The 14405-nt window shown below is 57.5% G+C and carries 18 protein-coding genes; 8 read left to right on the top strand and 10 right to left on the bottom strand.

Annotation, left to right across the window (positions count from 1 at the left end; all coding sequences use genetic code 11):
* The first annotated feature begins 35 nt into the window (after window positions 1-35).
* Both WH299_RS14880 and WH299_RS14875 read left to right on the top strand, forming a co-directional pair.
* Window positions 36-1577, top strand: a complete 1542-nt coding sequence (locus WH299_RS14880) for an EAL domain-containing protein (RefSeq protein ID WP_122727116.1) — start codon at window positions 36-38, stop codon at window positions 1575-1577.
* A 198-nt stretch (window positions 1578-1775) separates the two neighbouring features.
* Window positions 1776-2141: a histone-like nucleoid-structuring protein, MvaT/MvaU family gene (locus WH299_RS14875; protein WP_028616210.1), complete on the top strand. Its 366-nt coding sequence runs from the start codon at window positions 1776-1778 to the stop codon at window positions 2139-2141.
* A 112-nt stretch (window positions 2142-2253) separates the two neighbouring features.
* Here WH299_RS14875 and WH299_RS14870 read toward each other — a convergent pair whose 3' ends face one another.
* Window positions 2254-2790, bottom strand: a complete 537-nt coding sequence (locus WH299_RS14870; RefSeq protein ID WP_123477843.1) for a DUF4946 domain-containing protein — start codon at window positions 2788-2790, stop codon at window positions 2254-2256.
* A gap of 196 nt (window positions 2791-2986) precedes the next feature.
* On the opposite strand from WH299_RS14870, the gene gloA reads away from it, so the two are divergent.
* Window positions 2987-3508, top strand: a complete 522-nt coding sequence (gene gloA, locus WH299_RS14865) for a lactoylglutathione lyase (RefSeq protein ID WP_016974784.1) — start codon at window positions 2987-2989, stop codon at window positions 3506-3508.
* A gap of 50 nt (window positions 3509-3558) precedes the next feature.
* Here gloA and ahpF read toward each other — a convergent pair whose 3' ends face one another.
* From ahpF to WH299_RS14850, 3 genes are all read right to left on the bottom strand, one after another.
* Entirely contained in the window at window positions 3559-5124 is a 1566-nt protein-coding gene (gene ahpF / locus WH299_RS14860; RefSeq protein WP_339550641.1) for an alkyl hydroperoxide reductase subunit F, read from the bottom strand.
* A 127-nt stretch (window positions 5125-5251) separates the two neighbouring features.
* Complete coding sequence (gene ahpC, locus WH299_RS14855) at window positions 5252-5815, bottom strand: alkyl hydroperoxide reductase subunit C (RefSeq protein WP_003173835.1); 564 nt, start codon at window positions 5813-5815, stop codon at window positions 5252-5254.
* A gap of 144 nt (window positions 5816-5959) precedes the next feature.
* Complete coding sequence (locus tag WH299_RS14850) at window positions 5960-6886, bottom strand: site-specific integrase (protein WP_339550640.1); 927 nt, start codon at window positions 6884-6886, stop codon at window positions 5960-5962.
* Between the two features lie 170 nt (window positions 6887-7056).
* Here WH299_RS14850 and WH299_RS14845 point away from each other — a divergent pair, with 170 nt between their 5' ends.
* Entirely contained in the window at window positions 7057-8064 is a 1008-nt protein-coding gene (locus WH299_RS14845; RefSeq protein ID WP_126570309.1) for a DNA-binding protein, read from the top strand.
* Here the strand turns inward: WH299_RS14845 and gorA are convergent, their stop codons facing one another.
* Both gorA and galU read right to left on the bottom strand, forming a co-directional pair.
* Entirely contained in the window at window positions 8065-9423 is a 1359-nt protein-coding gene (gene gorA, locus WH299_RS14840) for a glutathione-disulfide reductase (protein ID WP_339550639.1), read from the bottom strand.
* Window positions 9424-9528: 105 nt separating this feature from the next.
* Window positions 9529-10368 carry a UTP--glucose-1-phosphate uridylyltransferase GalU gene (gene galU / locus WH299_RS14835; RefSeq protein ID WP_003173830.1) on the bottom strand — a complete coding sequence of 280 codons (840 nt, stop codon included), beginning with the start codon at window positions 10366-10368 and terminating at the stop codon, window positions 9529-9531.
* A 310-nt stretch (window positions 10369-10678) separates the two neighbouring features.
* Between galU and WH299_RS14830 the strand changes: the two genes are divergently transcribed.
* Together WH299_RS14830 and WH299_RS14825 are read left to right on the top strand one after the other, a co-directional pair.
* Entirely contained in the window at window positions 10679-10864 is a 186-nt protein-coding gene (locus tag WH299_RS14830) for a hypothetical protein (RefSeq protein ID WP_028616218.1), read from the top strand.
* 142 nt (window positions 10865-11006) lie between these two features.
* Window positions 11007-11288, top strand: coding sequence for a hypothetical protein (locus tag WH299_RS14825; RefSeq protein ID WP_016974790.1), 282 nt, complete (start codon window positions 11007-11009; stop codon window positions 11286-11288).
* Between the two features lie 9 nt (window positions 11289-11297).
* Here WH299_RS14825 and WH299_RS14820 read toward each other — a convergent pair whose 3' ends face one another.
* From WH299_RS14820 to WH299_RS14805, 4 genes are all read right to left on the bottom strand, one after another.
* Window positions 11298-11528, bottom strand: coding sequence for a hypothetical protein (locus tag WH299_RS14820; protein ID WP_068933096.1), 231 nt, complete (start codon window positions 11526-11528; stop codon window positions 11298-11300).
* 76 nt (window positions 11529-11604) lie between these two features.
* Complete coding sequence (locus tag WH299_RS14815) at window positions 11605-12453, bottom strand: c-type cytochrome (RefSeq protein WP_445262711.1); 849 nt, start codon at window positions 12451-12453, stop codon at window positions 11605-11607.
* A 62-nt stretch (window positions 12454-12515) separates the two neighbouring features.
* Complete coding sequence (locus tag WH299_RS14810) at window positions 12516-13163, bottom strand: c-type cytochrome (RefSeq protein WP_126570310.1); 648 nt, start codon at window positions 13161-13163, stop codon at window positions 12516-12518.
* A 176-nt stretch (window positions 13164-13339) separates the two neighbouring features.
* Entirely contained in the window at window positions 13340-13693 is a 354-nt protein-coding gene (locus WH299_RS14805; RefSeq protein ID WP_028616222.1) for a hypothetical protein, read from the bottom strand.
* 214 nt (window positions 13694-13907) lie between these two features.
* Here WH299_RS14805 and WH299_RS14800 point away from each other — a divergent pair, with 214 nt between their 5' ends.
* Together WH299_RS14800 and WH299_RS14795 are read left to right on the top strand one after the other, a co-directional pair.
* The gene (locus tag WH299_RS14800; protein WP_003191319.1) at window positions 13908-14210 is read left to right on the top strand and encodes a DUF1883 domain-containing protein; all 303 of its coding nucleotides are present in this window, start codon (window positions 13908-13910) and stop codon (window positions 14208-14210) included.
* Between the two features lie 25 nt (window positions 14211-14235).
* The gene (locus WH299_RS14795) at window positions 14236-14403 is read left to right on the top strand and encodes a hypothetical protein (protein WP_016974793.1); all 168 of its coding nucleotides are present in this window, start codon (window positions 14236-14238) and stop codon (window positions 14401-14403) included.
* Window positions 14404-14405 lie beyond the last annotated feature (2 nt).

Here is a 14405-nt window from a genome sequence, read left to right as displayed (position 1 = left end):
CTGATATCCGATCCCTGCAACAGGCCGTTCACTCCATGCCCCTGACTGTCAACGGCCCGCGAAAACGCGCCACTCGCTACCTGATCACAACCCTGAGCGCGCTGCTACCGATTGCGCTCGGGGTCGTTATCCTTCACTGGCAGGCCGAACGTACCTTGCAACAAAGCACCGCCCAGACCGCCCAGGAGGCGGTGCGCCAATTCGACCTGATGCTCGACAATACCGCCCTCGCCGCCCAGGCCTTGCTGCCGCTGGCGGGGTTGCCCTGTGATAACGACGTGCAGCTGGCCCTGCGAGAACAAGTCACGCGTCGCCCGTTTGTGCGCGCGACCACCCTGTCCTGGCAAAAAAACATCTATTGCAGCTCGTTGTTCGGCAGCAACTACGAGTCACCGGTCAACCCGGATGACTATGTGGACGGCCGGTTATGGTTGATGAATGGCAACCCGGTGACACCCGACACCGCACTGCTGGTCTACCGGCTGGTTGACGGCGACAAGGCGGCTTTTGCGTCGATTGATGGCTACCACTTGACCAACGCCCTGCGTCTGATCAGCCGATACGCCCACCTGATATTGCAAGTGGGCCCGAATTGGCTGGGGGCTGATGGCAAGGTGCATGACACTGCGGTGCCGGCGTTCGCGGTGGCCCACCACCACTTGGCGTCCGGACGTTATCACTACAGCGTCGACGCGGGTATGCCGGCGGGTGAAGTCTGGCGCTACATGCAGGCCCGATACCCGGCATTGTTCAGCCTGATCGTGTTTTTTGGCGTATTGGCTGGCCTTTTGGCGCACTGGCTGCAAAAGCGCTCCTCGGCACCGACTCACGAATTGCAGCGGGCATTGGGCGCCAATGAATTCATTCCGTATTTCCAGCCGGTGGTACGCGGTGATACTCGCGAGTGGGCGGGATGTGAAGTGCTTATGCGCTGGCAGCATCCAAAGGAAGGCCTGGTGCGTCCCGACCTGTTTATTCCCCTGGCCGAGCATTCGGGCCTGATAGTTCCGATGACCCGCGCCCTCCTGCGCCAGACCGCCGTGCAACTGGCGCCCCATGCGGCGCGCTTCAGCCCTGGGTTTCATATCGGCGTCAATATCACCGCACGCCACTGCCAGGATTTGGCCTTGGTGGATGACTGCCGAGAGTTTCTCGCCGCCTTTCCCGTGGGCCAAGTGACCTTGGTGCTGGAGTTGACCGAGCGCGAGCTGATCGTGCCCACCGACATCACTCGCCGCCTGTTTGACGCCCTGCATCAACTGGGGGTGATGATCGCTATTGACGACTTTGGAACCGGCCACTCCAGCCTGGGCTATTTACGTAACTTCAATGTCGACTACTTGAAGATTGACCAGAGTTTTGTCGCCATGATCGGTGCCGATGCACTATCACGGCATATTCTCGACAGCATCATAGAACTGTCCGGCAAACTCGATTTAGGCATCGTAGCAGAAGGTGTGGAAACGCCCGAACAGTCCGACTACCTGGCCGCTCAAGGCGTGGATTTTTTGCAGGGCTACCTGTTCGGAAAGCCTTTGCCCAGCGATGAATTTATTAAATCTCTGGCAAGCCATTGAATAGCCATGCACTACCTGCACTGAAATAATGTTATTTAGCCAACAGACATGATTTACTCGTAGCAAATTAACTACTACAATTTTTCCAGCCTGTGCAGAATTCGCGGGACGGCTTCTTTCTAGAGTCGCCTTAAAGCGCTTGGCTTATAGCTTTGTCTGCAGTTGATATCAGCCAAACACACTATTGGAGTACCTATTTTGTCCAGACTCGCCGAATTTCGCGCAGCCGAAAAAGCCCTTCAAGAGCAGCTTGCCCAGCTGGAATCCCTGAAGAACGACGCCGGCCTGAAGAAAGAAATCGAATTCGAAGAAAAGCTCCAGGGCCTGATGAAGACCTACGGCAAAGGCCTGCGCGACATCATTTCCATCCTTGATCCAAACCCGGGCAAGTCCAGCGCTGCTGCCGTCAACGCACCAAAACAGCGCCGCGCACGTGTGGTCAAGGTTTACCAGAATCCGCACACCGGTGAACTGATCGAAACCAAAGGCGGCAACCACCGTGGCCTCAAGGCGTGGAAAGAACAGTACGGCGCCGCCACTGTAGACTCCTGGCTTCGCGGCTGATCGCACTGCACTAAGAAAGAGCCTCGCTTATACGGGGCTTTTTTAATTCCAGGGTTCGAAACCGAACTTAAATAACGTTTCATAATGTTCAGAAACGTCGCACATTACACACTTAGAGTTTGAGGCTATCGCGCACCGAGCTGACTTCTTCCTTGCTTGCTTCGTAAGCATCCGCCTGCCCTGCGTATGAAAAAACATACGCCTTATCGGCATCAACCGCGCCCACCAATGTTTGCGAAAGCACGTGGCGCCCGTTTTCGGTTATCACACAAGTAGTTTCCAGCGCGTCTAGGCGGCTCAATGTTGTAGGGCGCATCTTGCTGCACACACTTTGATAACCACCCTGGGCAAAATCTTTCTGGATGGACTTGCGCATCTCCAGCAGTACGCCTTGTAGATTAACCTTATGCCCCGCTTCAATCGGCGTACCGGTCAACTCCATCACCATCAGGGTCGTGCCATTTTCATCATTCTTGATTGCACGCTGGCGCGACACCGCCTGGGGTTTGGCAGGCGCTTCGCCATCCGGTACGACCTCTTCGACCTGCCAGCCACTGGGCCAATGAATTTCGGGGTCGGCCGCCAGCACCAAGGAACTGCCCACCAGCAAACACACAGCGCTCAACAGCGGTTTACGAAATGCGATCATTGCGAAAAATACCCAAGGTTCAAGCGCCAAAGTTTGAGCCCCGGCGCCCCTGTGTCGCAAGGCCTGCATGGGCTTTTTCATTTGGCGCCTGGGGCAAGCCTTGCGTATCATGGTCCGGCTGCACGGATGCCAGCCGCAAGCCAAGGAACCGCTCACATTTCAGAGCTGCGTTTGCCCCATTTTTTCTGGAGGGCCCATGAGCCTGCACGAACTGAACACTTTCCCGGGCGTTACCGCCCAACCGGACACCGCCACCACGAACTTCGTGTTCAACCACACCATGCTGCGGGTCAAGGACATCACCAAGTCGCTGGACTTCTACACCCGCGTCCTGGGTTTTTCCCTGGTTGAAAAGCGTGATTTTCCGGAAGCCGAATTCAGCCTGTACTTCCTGGCCCTGGTGGACAAATCCCAGATCCCGGCCGACGCCGCCGAGCGCACCCAGTGGATGAAGTCGATCCCAGGCATCCTGGAACTCACCCACAACCACGGCACCGAAAACGACGCCGACTTTGCCTACCACAATGGCAATACCGACCCACGTGGCTTTGGCCATATCTGCATCTCGGTGCCGGATATCGTCGCTGCCTGCGAACGTTTCGAAGCCCTGGGCTGCGACTTCCAGAAGCGCCTGAGCGATGGCCGCATGAAGAGCCTGGCCTTCATCAAGGACCCGGACGCGTACTGGGTCGAGATTATCCAGCCCGCACCGCTGTAACGAAAAAACCCCATGATCACTCATGGGGTTTTTCATTTCCGGCTCCGGATTTACGCCGGGGCGGAAGTGCGGATCAGGTGATCGAAGGCACTCAGGGAAGCCTTGGCGCCCTCACCCACTGCAATCACGATCTGCTTGTAGGGCACCGTCGTCACATCACCGGCGGCAAACACGCCGGGCAGTGAAGTCTCCCCCCGCGCATCGACGATGATCTCGCCGCGCGGCGTCAGTTCAACGGTGCCTTTGAGCCAGTCAGTGTTGGGCAGCAAGCCGATCTGCACAAAGATCCCTTCCAGGTCGATGGTCTTGAACTCGCCGCTGTCGCGATCCTTGTACGCCAGGCCGGTGACTTTCTGGCCATCGCCTTTCACTTCGCTGGTCAACGCACTGGTGATCACGTCAACGTTCGGCAGACTGTAGAGCTTGCGCTGCAACACGGCGTCGGCGCGCAATTTGCTATCGAACTCAAGCAGGGTGACGTGGCTGACGATACCGGCCAGGTCAATGGCCGCCTCAACGCCGGAGTTACCGCCGCCGATAACCGCCACACGCTTGCCCTTGAACAGCGGACCGTCGCAGTGCGGGCAGAAGCACACGCCCTTGGCCTTGTATTCCTGCTCACCCGGCACACCCATTTCGCGCCAGCGGGCGCCGGTGGCCAGGATCACAGTCTTGGACTTCAGGGTCGCACCGCTTTCGAAGCGGATTTCGTGCAAGTCACCGGTGTTTTTCGCGGGCACCAGGCTGCTGGCGCGCTGGAGGTTCATGATGTCCACATCGTATTGGCGTACGTGGGCTTCCAACGCGCTGGCCAGTTTCGGCCCTTCGGTTTCTTGTACCGAGATGAAGTTCTCGATGGACATGGTGTCCAGCACTTGGCCGCCAAAGCGCTCAGCAGCAACGCCGGTACGGATGCCTTTACGCGCAGCGTAGATCGCGGCCGCAGAGCCGGCTGGGCCACCGCCGACCACAAGCACATCAAAGGCGTCTTTGGCGCTGATTTTCTCGGCGGCTTTTTCGATGCCACTGGTGTCGAGCTTGGCGAGGATTTCCTCCAGGCCCATGCGGCCTTGGCCGAAGTTCACACCGTTCAAGTAAACGCTCGGTACCGCCATGATCTGGCGCTCGTCGACTTCCGCCTGGAACAGCGCGCCGTCGATGGCAACGTGGCGGATGTTCGGGTTGAGCACGGCCATCAGGTTCAGCGCTTGGACCACATCCGGGCAGTTCTGGCAGGACAGCGAGAAGTAAGTCTCGAAGCTGAACTCGCCTTTAAGGGCGCGGATCTGTTCAATCACTTCGACACTGGCCTTCGACGGGTGGCCACCGACTTGCAGCAGGGCCAGCACCAACGAAGTGAATTCATGGCCCATGGGGATGCCGGCGAAACGCAGGCTGATCTCGGCACCCGGGCGGTTGATGGAAAACGACGGCTTACGCGCATCATCACCATCGGTTTTCAGGGTAATCAGCGTGGTGAGGCTGACAACATCCTGCAAAAGGGCAAGCATTTCCTGGGATTTCGCGCCGTCATCGAGGGAGGCGACGATCTCGATCGGCTGGGTGACCCGTTCCAGGTATGACTTCAACTGAGCTTTAAGATTGGCGTCCAACATACGGGCGATTTCCTATTAATTCGGTTTATTGCAGACAAAAAAACGCCCGAGCGAATCTCGCCCGGGCGTTTTGAGGGCGGATGCAGCTTACTTAAGTGCGGAATACCGCCCTTGAGACTTCACAGACTTAGATCTTGCCGACCAGGTCCAGGGACGGAGCCAAGGTGGCTTCGCCTTCTTTCCACTTGGCTGGGCACACTTCGCCTGGGTGGGCAGCGACGTACTGAGCGGCTTTGATCTTGCGCAGCAGCTCGGAAGCGTCACGACCAACACCGCCGTCGTTCAGCTCAACGATCTTGATCTGACCTTCTGGGTTGATCACGAAAGTACCGCGGTCTGCCAGGCCTGCTTCTTCGATCAGTACGTCGAAGTTGCGGGAGATGGTCAGGGTTGGGTCACCGATCATGGTGTACTGGATTTTGCCGATGGCTGGCGAAGTGTTGTGCCAGGCAGCGTGGGCAAAGTGGGTGTCGGTGGAAACGCTGTAGATCTCGACGCCCAGCTTCTGGAATTCGGCGTAGTTGTCGGCCAGGTCTTCCAGTTCGGTTGGGCAAACGAAGGTGAAGTCGGCTGGGTAGAAGAACACCACGGACCATTTGCCTTTCAGGTCAGCGTCGGTCACGTCTACGAAGTTGCCGTTTTTGTAGGCGGTAGCTTTGAACGGTTTTACTTGGCTGTTGATGATAGGCATCGTTGACTCTCCGTCAGGTTTGTAGAAGGGCTTAGTAAGTTGATGAGGTGAATCCTACCCACTCTCTTGGCCGATGGCTCATTGGCAAACCTGATGCTGACGATTGGTTTTCCCTATCAGGTGACTGTATTAATAGAAGAAATCTCAAAGCAGCGGTGGCGTCGCCAGAGTCATGCCAAGAAAGGGCGTCGCTTCAACATAGCGCATGGCGGATTTCATGTCGCTCCAGCCGACGTAACTCATCAACGACTTCAAGCCCCAACCGCTGCGATGGGCCCACGTGGCAAAGCCCCGACGCAGTGAGTGGCTGGTGTATTGCTCGGCGGGGATGCCGGCGCGCTCCAGCGCCTGGCGCAGCAGCGGGATCACACTGTTGGGGTGCAACCCCTCCTCCCCCAGGTTGCCCCAGCGATCGATGCCGCGAAACACCGGGCCACGCACCAATGCCGAGGCGCTGAGCCACTCGCTGTAGGCCTGCACCGGGCACAGGCGCAAAAGCGCCGGTGTGTGATAAGTCTTGCCGAGGTTGTCGCGGTCGCTTTTGCTGCGCGGCAGATACAGGCTGATCCCGGCACCAGGCGTCGCTTGCACATGCTCGATCTCGAGCCGACACAGCTCATCGCTGCGAAAGCCGCGCCAGAAACCCAGCAGGATCAATGCAGTGTCGCGCTTGGCGCGCAGTAGCCGAGACACGTCGTGGGCTGCGTCTTTCGCCTCCTTCTCAAGAGAAGCCACCACCTGCTCAAGGTGTTTGAGTTGCAAAGGCTCGGCTTGCTTCTCCTGCGCCGGGTGCACGGCACGAATGCCCTTGAGCACTTTGCGCACCACCGGCGCCTTGGTCGGGTCGGGAAAACCCTGGCTCGTATGCCACTGCGCCAGTGCCGACAGCCGCAGCTTGAGCGTGTTGACCGCCAAGACTCCGGCATGCGCCACCAGATAACGCGCCACGCTGTCGCTGGTGGCGGGCAGGAACCCTCCCCAGCTCACTTCGAAATGCTCGATGGCCGCACGATAACTACGTCGCGTGTTATCGCGTGTGGCGGCGTTGAGGTAACGATCCAGATCGCTCATGAAAGGCCTATTCGTACTGCTGGCAGTTGCTTTTGCGGATTAAATGCTTATGACACGGGATAATACGCCAATATCCCATCTGTTAAATTGTGAATTTAAACGAATTTTTATTTGTGATATTGTATGTATATACATAATACATACCACATTACGAAATCGACGGAGACCCCATGGCTCGCGGCGGCATTAACAAAGCAGTAGTTCAAACGGCACGCCTGGCGATCCTCGCCCGCGGCGAAAACCCCAGCATCGATGCCGTACGCATCGAAATGGGCAATACCGGCTCGAAAACCACGATTCATCGCTATCTGAAGGAGCTGGATGAGAGCGAAAGCCGAGCCACCATCACCGAGGCGCCCATCGACGACGAGCTTGGTGAACTGGTAGCGCGCCTGGCGCAACGCTTGAAGGAGAAAGCCCAGGAGCCTATCGACCTGGCCCTGGCGCAGTTCGAGCAACAGAAAGCCGCCCTGCTCGCCCAACTGGAAGCCCTTGAGGAAGCACACGGCCAACTCAAGCAACAATTTGATATCCAGGCCGCCGCCCTGGCAGAAGAAAGCGCGGCCCTGCAAACCGCCAGCACGAGCCTGCAGACCGAACAAACCCGTAACGCCGGGCTGAGCCAGGCGTGCAGTGATTACGAATTACGGATCAACGATAAGGACGAACAGATTCGCTCGCTGGAAGAAAAGCACCTGCACGCAAGGGATGCCTTGGAGCATTACCGTAATGCGATCAAGGAGCAGCGTGAACAGGAACAGCGTCGTCACGAAGGGCAACTGCAACAGATCCAAGCCGAGTTGCGCCAAGCCCAGCAGAGCGCCATGGTGCGCCAGGATGAAATCACCCAACTGCACCGCGACAATGAGCGACTGCTGATTGAACATCGAGTGACATCGAAAGAGTTGACGGCGCTGCAGGAACAATCCCGCAAAGACCAGGCCCAGCAGCTCAAGCTGAGCGAACAGGTGAGCCTGATTGACAGCGAGCGCACCCTGCTTCAGGAGCGTCTGCGCGTTGCGGTGCTGGAGAGCCAGTCACGCCAGGAAGCGTTGACTGAACATCAACAATCCAACAAAACCCTGGAATTGGAACTGATCAAAACCCAGGCCAGTATCGAGGCATTGCGCCTGGCAGCCGCCGTTGCGACGGCGCCAGAGGCAACACCCGAGAGCTGATCAGCCTGCCACAGGCGTGCGCATGGTGACGAACTCTTCCGCCGCCGTAGGGTGCACACCGATGGTGTCATCGAAATGCTGCTTGGTCGCGCCCGCCTTGAGCGCGATCGCCAAGCCCTGGACGATCTCGCCGGCATCCGGACCGACCATGTGACAACCCAGCACTTGGTCGGTATCAGCGTCGACCACTAGCTTCATCAGGGTTTTTTCCTGGCACTCAGTCAGGGTCAGCTTCATTGGCCGGAAACGGCTTTCGAAGATCTGCACCTTATGACCCTTCTCTTTCGCTTCCTCCTCGGTCAGGCCAACAGTACCAATGTTCGGCAGACTGAACACCGCCGTCGGAATCATGGCGTAATCCACCGGACGATATTGCTCAGGCTTGAACAGGCGACGCGCCACGGCCATGCCTTCAGCCAACGCAACCGGTGTCAGCTGCACGCGCCCGATTACGTCGCCGATGGCCAGGATCGACGACTCAGCGGTCTGATACAGATCGTCCACTTCGACGAAGCCACGCTTGTCGAGTTTCACGCCTGTGTTCTCCAGGCCAAGGTTGTCCAGCATCGGACGGCGGCCAGTGGCGTAGAACACACAGTCCGCTTCCAACACGCGACCATCTTTCAGCGTGGCCTTGAGGCTGCCATCCGCTTGCTTGTCGATGCGCTCGATGTCTGCATTGAATTGCAGGTCCAGGCCACGCTTGGTCAGCTCTTCCTTCAGGTGCGTACGCACCGAACCGTCAAAACCACGCAGGAACAAGTCACCGCGATACAGCAGGGTTGTCTGTGCACCCAGGCCATGGAAGATCCCCGCGAACTCGACGGCAATGTAGCCACCACCGACAACCAATACACGCTTGGGCAACTCTTTGAGGAAAAACGCTTCATTGGAACCAATGGCATGTTCACGGCCCGGAATTTCCGGAATCTGCGGCCAGCCACCCGTTGCGATCAGGATGTGTTTGGCGGTAAAGCGCTCGCCGTTGATTTCGACCTGATGCGCATCCACCAGGCGAGCGTGCCCCTCATGCAGGGTCACGCCGCTATTGACCAGCAGGTTGCGGTAAATGCCGTTCAGGCGGTTGATTTCACGATCTTTGTTGGCGATCAGGGTGGCCCAATCAAAATTCGCCTCACCCAGCGACCAGCCAAATCCACTGGCCTGCTCAAAATCTTCGGCAAAGTGTGCGCCGTACACCAACAGTTTCTTCGGCACGCAGCCGACGTTGACGCAAGTGCCACCCAGGTAGCGGCTTTCCGCCACGGCCACCTTGACACCAAAGCCTGCGGCAAAACGCGCCGCACGAACACCGCCGGAACCGGCGCCAATCACATACAGGTCAAAATCGTAGGCCATTTCACTCTCCTCGGCAGGACATCAGCATACCGACTTACATGGGGCTGAAAAACGAAAAAGCCACCCGAAGGTGGCTTTTTTGGACCGGCACGCTTACAGCTTGAATCAGTAAGCCTTGCCAGTCTTGTAGAAGTGCTCGTAGCAGAAGTTGGTCGCTTCGATGTAGCCTTCAGCGCCGCCGCAGTCGAAGCGCTGGCCCTTGAACTTGTAGGCAATCACGCAACCGTCTTTGGCTTGCTTCAACAGGGCGTCGGTGATCTGGATTTCGCCGCCTTTGCCTGGCTCGGTTTCTTCGATCAGCTTGAAGATATCCGGGGTCAGGATGTAGCGACCGATGATCGCCAGGTTGGAAGGTGCGTCTTCCGGTGCCGGTTTTTCAACCATGTCACGCACGCGGATCAAGCCATCCCCAATGTCGTCGCCGGCGATAACGCCGTACTTGTTGGTTTCGGTCGGGTTCACTTCCATCACCGCAACGATGGTGCAGCGGTATTTCTGGTAGAGCTTGACCATCTGGGTCAACACACCGTCGCCTTCCAGGTTCACGCACAGGTCATCCGCCAGCACCACGGCGAACGGTTCGTCACCGATCAGCGGGCGACCGGTCAGGATCGCGTGGCCGAGGCCTTTCATCTGGGTCTGACGGGTGTAGGAGAACGAGCACTCGTCGAGCAGCTTGCGGATGCCGACCAGGTATTTTTCCTTGTCGGTGCCCTTGATCTGGTTTTCCAGCTCATAGCTGATGTCGAAGTGGTCTTCCAGGGCGCGCTTACCGCGGCCGGTGACGATGGAAATTTCGTTCAGGCCGGCATCCAGTGCCTCTTCGACGCCGTACTGAATCAGTGGCTTGTTCACCACCGGCAGCATCTCTTTGGGCATGGCTTTGGTCGCTGGCAAGAAGCGAGTGCCGTAACCGGCTGCTGGGAACAAGCATTTCTTGATCATATGAGTCCTTACAAAGGGCTGTGCGTACGGAATTCGGCGCAGTCTAATCAGGCCGCAGTCACCTTACAATGGGTCCTGCTGGCGTTGCGATGTCATCATAGAGAAAAAATCTCGGCGTAAGTTCCGCTGGCCTTATGGACCGCGCTCCCACCGCCACGGCAAAAAACGGCTGCACCTCAATGTTTCAAAGGGCTGCACTCTTTTTAGCACGCTTTTGCAACCGGAACACTGACCTGGAATAACTTGCGCTGAATCGCTGCATTTGGCGCTATCATAAGGCCCTTGAACCACACCACGAGATACTTGATAGATGTCAGAACCAAAAGGCGTGAACGGCTACCTGATCACACAGCGAGCGGACGGTTGGCACTTGATCAACTTCCACGGTGACAGCGTCGCCGGGGTATTCCCGACCGAAAGCCAGGCTATCGCGGTAGCTGAAGTGTTTGTGGATGAAGCGGGCCACGCATCGAGCAAGCGGCCGAAGGGCAAGTAAGCGTCCAAGCGCTGCGCAAAAGCCCCGTTTGACCGGGGCTTTTTAGTGTTTGTCTGTACGTACATGGCAGTTCGCTATAATCTCGCCGAAACGCCCCACGACAGTGTCAGCGCCCTTCCAACACCCTCGATGATGAACACACATGAACAAGATTCTGGCACTGACTGCGGTACTGGCGCTCGCCGGCTGCACCACCACTTCTGACGTCTACCTGAAAAACGGTGAACAAGGTCTGACCATCGATTGCTCAGGCGAAGCCAATTCCTGGGCCAGCTGCTACGAAAAGGCTGATGCCTCGTGTGCCGGCACCGGCTACCGCATCGTCGGTACCGAAGGCACGCCGTCGCTCAAGGAAAGCGACAAGACCCTGGGGCAGGACGTGGGCAACTACAAGAGTCGTAGTGTAGTGGTGGTCTGCAAGTAAGCTTGAGGCTTACAACTGAATGTCGGCAAACTTGATGCCCAGGCTGCGGATGGTCTCCACCAGGTCATCCAGGCGCGCGAACGACTCGACTTCATCCTGATCGTCCACCAGGAAAAAACTGCGGCCGCCGCTTTTCTTGAAGAATACGATCCACTCCCCAAGATCGGCCGGGTTCTGGATGATGTGAGTGGCCGATATCTGGCCTTCGGCCTGGCGAGCCCTGACGTGTTCACGCTTCATGAAAGACTTCCCAAAAAGGCAGATGCCGCACAAACCGAGGGTTTGCGCGGCATTTTTGCATTGATCGGGTAACAGTTTAACGGATGCCCTGCCCGATCAGCACGCCTTCTACGTTTTGGCCGTAGAGATTGACGCCATCGTTGGCGTGGAACTTGACCCGGGTTTTCTCCACGGAACCGTCAACCAATCGCGGATCCTGCGGCCGCTCATGGCTGTTGACATAGGCTGCAACATCCCAGGCTTGCTGGTCGCTCAAGCTGCCGCCCTTGCCCAGCGGCATGTTATGTTTGATGAAGGACGCCGCCGTATTGATGCGGTGCATGCCGGCGCCCCAATTGTAGGAATCCTTGCCCCACAGCGGTGGCATCACATAGTGCTCACCGACCTTTTGGCCCTGCCCTTCGCCGCCGTGGCAGACCGCGCACTGCTCCTGGTACACCTGGGCACCCTGAGCCAGCTTATAACCCTTGGCCGGTTGCGCAACGTCTGGGTAGCCACGACCAGGCAACTCGACACCCAGCGGTGCCTTGCTCGCCAGCCAGTAGGCATACACCGAAAGCGCGGTGATCTCAGAGCTATCTGCGGCCGGGGGTGTGCCGCCGTTCATACTGAACTGGAAACAGCCCTGCAATCGCTCGGCAAAGGTATTGACCTTGTCGTTTTTCTTCCGATAGGCCGGGTACATCGGGTACGCAGCCCACAGTGGCGCCGAGTTGGCGAGGCGGCCCTGGTCCAGGTGGCAGTTGCTGCAGTTGAGTCCGTTACCGACATATTTCGGCGCCAGTCGCTGAGTATCCACGAACAACGCATACCCCTCTTTCACCAGCTTACCGTAAGCATTGTCGGGCAGTTCGCTTTCTTGAGGCGGCCGGAATTGGCTGGCCGCAGCGTGGCTGGCGGGTTGCAACTGTGATTGGTCTTCCATGGCGATCGTGGCGGCGTTAGCCGAGGGAACAGCCAATAGGCCCAAGGCTAATATCAACGGACTCATGGCTTGGCCTCCAGTTTCAGCGAAGCGAAATACTGGGCCACGCCCTGCACTTCTTCTGCCGTGAGGGACTTAGCGATGTGCCCCATCAAGTCATTCGGATCATTGTGGCGGGTGCCATTTTGCCAAGCCGTCAATTGCGCTGCCAGGTAAGCGGCGGGTTGGCCGGCCAGGGGCGGGAATGCGTCACCGACCCCCGTCCCTGCTGGGCCATGGCAACTGGCACAGGCCGGAATCTGCCGTTCCCAGGCGCCTTGTTGTGCGAGCTTTTGTGCAGCATTGAGCGGCATATCGCCGCGATAGATCGCCTGTGGAACAGGCCCCGGCATTGCCGCCAGCGCCTGGCTGACCGCCTCGATTTCGGCGTCCGTGAGGGCGTTCGCCACCGGCTGCATCACGGGATTTGAACGGCTGCCACCTTTGAAATCCTCCAGTTGTTTACGCACATACGGCGCGGGCAAACCCGCTAACCGGGGAAAGCCTGCTGCGGCCATCCCCGCGCCATCGGCACCATGACAGGCTACACAGGGCATGGCACCCGGCTGCGAACCGCCCTCGGCAAAGATCTTCCTCCCCTCCAGCGCGTGGGCATTGCCCAATAGCAACATCAGCGCACTGCCCATCAGTACTCGTTCCAGAGACATCATCACGGCTCCATTTTATAGTTATATGCTTAGACTCTTACGGCATAAGCCTACAAATGGTAGGGGAATGACCCCGTCGCGACAACTCCAAAAACGCAGCGCAAAAAAAAGCCTGGCTTTACGCTTACGCGGCCAGGCTTTTATATCGGATTGGAAGTCGCTGGGTTGAACAGGCCAGATCAGCCGGAAATGCAGTCCTCGCCGGCCTTCTTCACGTCACCCGGACGGATCGGCACATTGGACATGCTCTCGTAAAGCTTGATGCTACTGCCACTGGAGCGCTCATCGATCTCGAAGATCGCCGAAGGGTCGGCCGAGAATTTCTGCGGCACAATCACCTGCACGCCGCCGTCCTTATGCGGTTCGATCTGCGGTGGCCGGCGAGTCGCCGACAGCTTCTGTACCACACACGCAGCGTATTCCTTCGGTTTTTTACCGGAAATCACTGCCAAGGTCGGAGGGGTCTGCTTGATATCTGCAACCGAAGCACACCCACCAATCGCCAGGGCCAGAACCAACACACTCCATTTCATACTAAAACCTCCGATAAAGACCCTACGACAGCGGAGATGGTAATTTTCTCCCGCCCACGTAGGATTTATCCCTGATAACTCGGTAAATAACTGTTTTAAATTGTCGACGTCGTTGAAGACGGGCCGATAATAAACACGCTGGGGCTGATAAACTCCATCTTAACCTACGTATCGTTCTGATTTTTCAGAAAAAGCCCTTCTGGAGTCTCCACCCATGAAATTCATCCACCAGCGTGAGCACCTCAACGAGGGCGACATTGTCGTCATCGAATGCTCTCAGACTTGTAATATCCGCCTGATGAGCGATGCGAATTTTCGCAGCTTCAAGAATGGCGGCCGTCACACCTATCACGGCGGCGCCTTCGACAAGTTCCCCGCCAAAATCACTGCGCCGAGCACCGGGTTCTGGAACATCACGCTGGACGTAGTCACGCGTCGCGCAATCAGCGTCACCCGCAAACCCGCGTTGTCCCACAAGATCCGCATTGTGCGTCGTACCAGCTCCAAGCTGAGCTGATCCGCACACTTCACAGGAAATAGCCGTGAACACCACTACCAAATACGTGATCAAGTACAAGCTTAACGGCGAACGCCGCTTTGAGTTCGCCCAACTGCAGACCAACAGCGTGGAAGAAGCCAAGCAAGCCCTGGCGAAAATTCACGATGCCAGTGATGAAATCACCGACATCAATGTGAGCAAGGCGCTGTAAGC

The sequence above is a fragment of the Pseudomonas sp. MYb541 genome, assembly GCF_037479595.1.
In the GTDB taxonomy this organism is placed as follows: domain Bacteria; phylum Pseudomonadota; class Gammaproteobacteria; order Pseudomonadales; family Pseudomonadaceae; genus Aquipseudomonas; species Aquipseudomonas canadensis.
The sequence above is the reverse complement of the archived record's forward strand: the minus strand, read 5'-3'. Positions and strand labels throughout refer to the sequence as shown.

Excerpts from the sequence above, each read along its gene's own strand:
- WH299_RS14880 (WP_122727116.1), top strand. The coding sequence starts at position 36 with ATGCCCCTGACTGTCAACGGCCCGCGAAAACGCGCCACTCGCTACCTG.
- WH299_RS14870 (WP_123477843.1), bottom strand. The coding sequence starts at position 2,790 with ATGATCGCATTTCGTAAACCGCTGTTGAGCGCTGTGTGTTTGCTGGTG.
- gloA (WP_016974784.1), top strand. The coding sequence starts at position 2,987 with ATGAGCCTGCACGAACTGAACACTTTCCCGGGCGTTACCGCCCAACCG.
- ahpF (WP_339550641.1), bottom strand. The coding sequence starts at position 5,124 with ATGTTGGACGCCAATCTTAAAGCTCAGTTGAAGTCATACCTGGAACGG.
- ahpC (WP_003173835.1), bottom strand. The coding sequence starts at position 5,815 with ATGCCTATCATCAACAGCCAAGTAAAACCGTTCAAAGCTACCGCCTAC.
- WH299_RS14850 (WP_339550640.1), bottom strand. The coding sequence starts at position 6,886 with ATGAGCGATCTGGATCGTTACCTCAACGCCGCCACACGCGATAACACG.
- WH299_RS14845 (WP_126570309.1), top strand. The coding sequence starts at position 7,057 with ATGGCTCGCGGCGGCATTAACAAAGCAGTAGTTCAAACGGCACGCCTG.
- gorA (WP_339550639.1), bottom strand. The coding sequence starts at position 9,423 with ATGGCCTACGATTTTGACCTGTATGTGATTGGCGCCGGTTCCGGCGGT.
- galU (WP_003173830.1), bottom strand. The coding sequence starts at position 10,368 with ATGATCAAGAAATGCTTGTTCCCAGCAGCCGGTTACGGCACTCGCTTC.
- WH299_RS14830 (WP_028616218.1), top strand. The coding sequence starts at position 10,679 with ATGTCAGAACCAAAAGGCGTGAACGGCTACCTGATCACACAGCGAGCG.
- WH299_RS14825 (WP_016974790.1), top strand. The coding sequence starts at position 11,007 with ATGAACAAGATTCTGGCACTGACTGCGGTACTGGCGCTCGCCGGCTGC.
- WH299_RS14820 (WP_068933096.1), bottom strand. The coding sequence starts at position 11,528 with ATGAAGCGTGAACACGTCAGGGCTCGCCAGGCCGAAGGCCAGATATCG.
- WH299_RS14815 (WP_445262711.1), bottom strand. The coding sequence starts at position 12,453 with ATGGAAGACCAATCACAGTTGCAACCCGCCAGCCACGCTGCGGCCAGC.
- WH299_RS14810 (WP_126570310.1), bottom strand. The coding sequence starts at position 13,163 with ATGATGTCTCTGGAACGAGTACTGATGGGCAGTGCGCTGATGTTGCTA.
- WH299_RS14805 (WP_028616222.1), bottom strand. The coding sequence starts at position 13,693 with ATGAAATGGAGTGTGTTGGTTCTGGCCCTGGCGATTGGTGGGTGTGCT.
- WH299_RS14800 (WP_003191319.1), top strand. The coding sequence starts at position 13,908 with ATGAAATTCATCCACCAGCGTGAGCACCTCAACGAGGGCGACATTGTC.